Source organism: Serratia sp. ASV30, from assembly GCF_016428815.1.
Classification (GTDB): Bacteria; Pseudomonadota; Gammaproteobacteria; order Enterobacterales; family Enterobacteriaceae; genus Chania; species Chania fonticola_C.
Genome location: NZ_JAELTL010000217.1, coordinates 1 through 396, shown reverse-complemented (window position 1 = coordinate 396; position 396 = coordinate 1). Strand labels below are relative to the sequence as shown.

The window sequence follows — 396 nt, the reverse complement described above, 5'->3', positions numbered from 1 at the left end:
CATCCTATTTTTTTCATTATTCTCATGCGATAGTAGCTGACAGTTTTAGAGTGAATCCCCAGCAATGAGCCTATAAAAGATGGAGTAAAACCATTATAGAGATAAAAGCATATACGCTTCTCTCTCTGTTTTAGACTCCAGAATGAGGAGTGTTCACGTACCCGGAATTGTTGAGAATGATCAGAGTTATGTGAGTTTAGCATTTTGTCAAAATAGCTTAAATTACAATCCTCGCTTGATATGAAAGAGACAGATCGTGAAATCTCTTCATTTACCCCAAGCCCTAGCATATGTAAAAAGTCCTTGTCTGCAATAATGACGTGTGAGGTTTTTCTTAAGTAAGCGTTTCTATGAATATCTTCATAAACAGAGAGTACTTTTCCAGAGAGATAGCAC

General features: G+C 36.6%; 1 protein-coding gene. It reads right to left on the bottom strand.

The features are described from left to right. On the bottom strand, positions 1–396 hold a 396-nt coding region (locus JHD74_RS26150), incomplete at both ends, for a LuxR C-terminal-related transcriptional regulator (RefSeq protein WP_233169707.1).